The sequence below is a fragment of the Pseudonocardia bannensis genome, from assembly GCF_012911875.1.
GTDB classification, from domain to species: domain Bacteria; phylum Actinomycetota; class Actinomycetes; order Mycobacteriales; family Pseudonocardiaceae; genus Pseudonocardia; species Pseudonocardia bannensis.
Window position 1 is genome coordinate 1 of sequence record NZ_JAAXKZ010000234.1, and the last position, 2,933, is coordinate 2,933.

A 2,933-nucleotide genomic window follows, 5' to 3' on the forward strand; every position below is an offset into this window, starting at 1 on the left:
CTCCCCGCCCCGCGCCTGTACGGCCGCCGCCACTGGTGCGAGCGGAGCACACGGCCCGGGATTCCGGCAAAACAAGGACGTGGCGGCCCTGGCCGACGCACCGCCGCGCACCTGCCGGCGGGGCGCGAACGCGGTGCAGTGCACGCAACGGCTCAAGGCCGGGGCCCGCGACCTGGCGGGGGCGTTCGCCGACGTGGGCCGCTGAGCTTTCGTCGTGACGCGGATCGGTTGGCCGGATCGCGGTCGCTCGACGCGTCGCAGGATCAAGCGGGGTGCGGCCAGCCGCCGATCATCTCCTCCACCGCCGCCTTCTCCTCCGGAGTGAGGTAGGAGGGGTTGCTGCCGTGCGCGACACGTAGCACTTCGAGCCGCTCGGTACGTCGATCGGTCCGGAGCCGGTCCCTGGGAACCGGTGACTGCAGTCCGGTCATCCGCAGGCCGACGCGAGGACGGCGCTTCTGCCCGGCTGCTCCATCACCCGGAGAGCGGTCACCGCTGCCGGGATCGACCTCGCCCGTCGTGAACCCTGCCATCCAGATCCCCGGCTCCGGCCGGGTGCCCCTGCTGCCGGTCACCCAGAGAACCGCCGGCTGGCCAGGGCTGATCAGCTCCAGGCGGTAGGTCGCGAGAACACACCAGCCGTCGACGGGCCGGCCGTCACCGGCCGCGTCGGCCCACGAACGTGGACTGCACCGGAAGAGCCACGCTCCGATGTCGGCCGATGTCAGCCTCACGCGCACGCCTTCTCGTCCACTCGACCGCCCCATCGATCGAACGATGACAGGAACCGGTGCGATCGGCCACCTCGGCCTGCGCGATCAGGTCGGCGTCCGGTAGGCCGTGCCCGACCGGGACGACCGATGTTCCACGCGGCGGGGGCGCGCCGGCGTGTGCTCGCCGGTGCTCACGCCGAGCGCTGGCGAGGGATACGCATCTCCAGCGTCGCCCGGTTGCGCTCCGCGACGAAGTCGGTCGTGAGGTGGTAGTGCCCGTGTCGCGAGCGGCTGCACATGTAGGCCCGTAGCGCGCGGGAGCCCAGCCGCTCGAGCTCACGGGCAGCCGCCTCGGCGGACTCCCGGTCCGGGTAGATCACCTTGCCGTCGGAGCCTCTGCCCTGCCGCCGCGGCGCCTCGCCCGAGAGCTCGGCCCGGCTCGGTAGGCAGACGACCGGACGTCCGATGCGCATCAGGCGTGCGTACCGCACCAGGACCTCGGCGCGGGCGGCGTCGCGGACCCGGGGCGCGCGCTGGCGCGGCACCACCACATCGGAGTGTCCGATGTGGATGTCATCGCCGCCGCTGTTGATGTCCGCGTCCATGTCGCCCCTCCGCGAGTCCGTGATGACTGGAGATCGCATCAGCCTGCCCGAGCCGTTAACCGGAAGGAGCGCTCGTCGCCCTATCGTGTCTGTCTTGATCACCGAACGAGTTGATGGCAGTCGACTTGCCACCCGATCGGCCGCTCATTGACCCCGGCGCCACGGACTCCGCAACTGTGTGCGAGATCGGTGCCGCCGCGCAGGTTCCCGCGGCACACTGCACCCGTGTCCTCGGCTCGCTGGGTGCTGCACGTCGACCTCGACCAGTTCATCGCCGCGGTCGAGGTGCTACGCCATCCGGAGCTGGCCGGGCGCCCGCTGGTGGTCGGCGGATCCGCGGACCCGGGGGAGCGGGCCGTCGTCGCCACCGCCTCCTACGAGGCCCGGGAGTTCGGGGTCCACTCCGGAATGCCGCTGCGTCTGGCCGCCCGGCGCTGTCCCGATGCGGTGTTCCTGCCGACCGATCGAGACGCCTACGAGAATGCCTCGGCACAGGTGATGACGGTTCTGCGCGACGTCGGGGTGGTGGTCGAGGTGCTCGGCTGGGACGAGGCGTTCCTCGGCGCCGAGACCGACGACCCCGAGGCTCTGGCCCGCGACATCCAGCGCGCCGTGCGCGAGCGCACCCGGCTGTCGTGCACGGTGGGCATCGGCGACAACACCCTTCGGGCCAAGATGGCCACGGAGTTGGGTAAACCGGCCGGCATGTTCCGGCTGACCCGGGCGAACTGGTTCGAGGTGATGGGCGACCGGCCGACCGACGCCCTGTGGGGTATCGGCCGCAAGACCGCCCGCAGACTCGCCGGCCTCGGTCTGTCCACTGTGGCCCAGCTCGCCGAGGCCTCACCGCGCCGGCTCGGCGAGCAACTCGGTCCGACCATGGGGCCGTGGTACGTCCGGTCGGCCCGCGGGATCGGGCGGGAGGAGGTCGTCGGCTCGCCGTACGTGCCCCGGTCCCGCAGCCGGGAGACGACGTTCCAGCGCAACCTCGACGACTGGGCGCAGATCCGGGCCGAGGTGGCCACGCTCGCCCGGCGGGTGTCGGTGGACGTCGCCGAGGAGGGCCGGCCCGCGGTGCGGGTAGCCGTCAAGGTGCGGTTCGCGCCGTTCTTCACCCAGACCCGCAGCACGACGCTCAGGTCCGCCACGAGCGATCCGGGAGAGATCGAGGCCGCCGCTCTCGAGGTGGTGGAGCGGTTCGAGCATGACCGCCCGGTGCGGCTGCTGGGGGTGCGGGCGGAGTTCGCCCCGCCCTGAGGTGCCCGTACATCGAGGGACCGCCTGCTGGCTGTCGGCGATGCCGGGACGGCGGTCGTGGCCGCGGTGTCCCCGGCGGCGGCGACCGCGGCCTCGCAGCCGGCAACGGCCTCGGCGGCCGAGCTGGACGGTGCCGCAGCCGAGGCCGCGGCGGTGGTCTCGTGACCCTGGCAGGGCTCAGCGACGCCTTCGGCGGGGGCCCAGGGGCTCGTCCCGGCCGCGTTCACCCGCGACCAGCAGGGAAGGCTTCGCCACCCGCGTGACGGGCGCCTGGCAGAAGGCGCAGCGTGAGGAGACCGCCCTGGGTGCGGCCGCCGACCCGGCTCCCCGGCGAGCTCCCGCGCCCCGACGCCAACCC

Annotated in this window: 4 protein-coding genes; 2 read left to right on the plus strand and 2 right to left on the minus strand. The window is 73.0% G+C overall.

Going from position 1 to position 2,933, the window contains the following annotated elements:
• Positions 1–205, plus strand: a 205-nt coding sequence (locus tag HF519_RS30750) for a hypothetical protein (RefSeq protein WP_211170777.1), incomplete at its 5' end; no start/stop codon positions are given.
• A gap of 58 nt (positions 206–263) precedes the next feature.
• On the opposite strand, the gene HF519_RS29780 is transcribed toward HF519_RS30750, so the two are convergent.
• Together HF519_RS29780 and HF519_RS29785 are read right to left on the minus strand one after the other, a co-directional pair.
• A complete protein-coding gene (locus HF519_RS29780) occupies positions 264–734 on the minus strand; it encodes a hypothetical protein (RefSeq protein WP_169416279.1) in 471 nt (156 codons plus the stop codon).
• A gap of 170 nt (positions 735–904) precedes the next feature.
• The gene (locus HF519_RS29785; protein ID WP_169416280.1) at positions 905–1,318 is read right to left on the minus strand and encodes a hypothetical protein; all 414 of its coding nucleotides are present in this window, start codon (positions 1,316–1,318) and stop codon (positions 905–907) included.
• Between the two features lie 225 nt (positions 1,319–1,543).
• On the opposite strand from HF519_RS29785, the gene HF519_RS29790 reads away from it, so the two are divergent.
• On the plus strand, positions 1,544–2,575 hold the full coding sequence (locus HF519_RS29790; protein WP_169416281.1) for a DNA polymerase IV: 1,032 nt from the start codon (positions 1,544–1,546) through the stop codon (positions 2,573–2,575).
• Positions 2,576–2,933 lie beyond the last annotated feature (358 nt).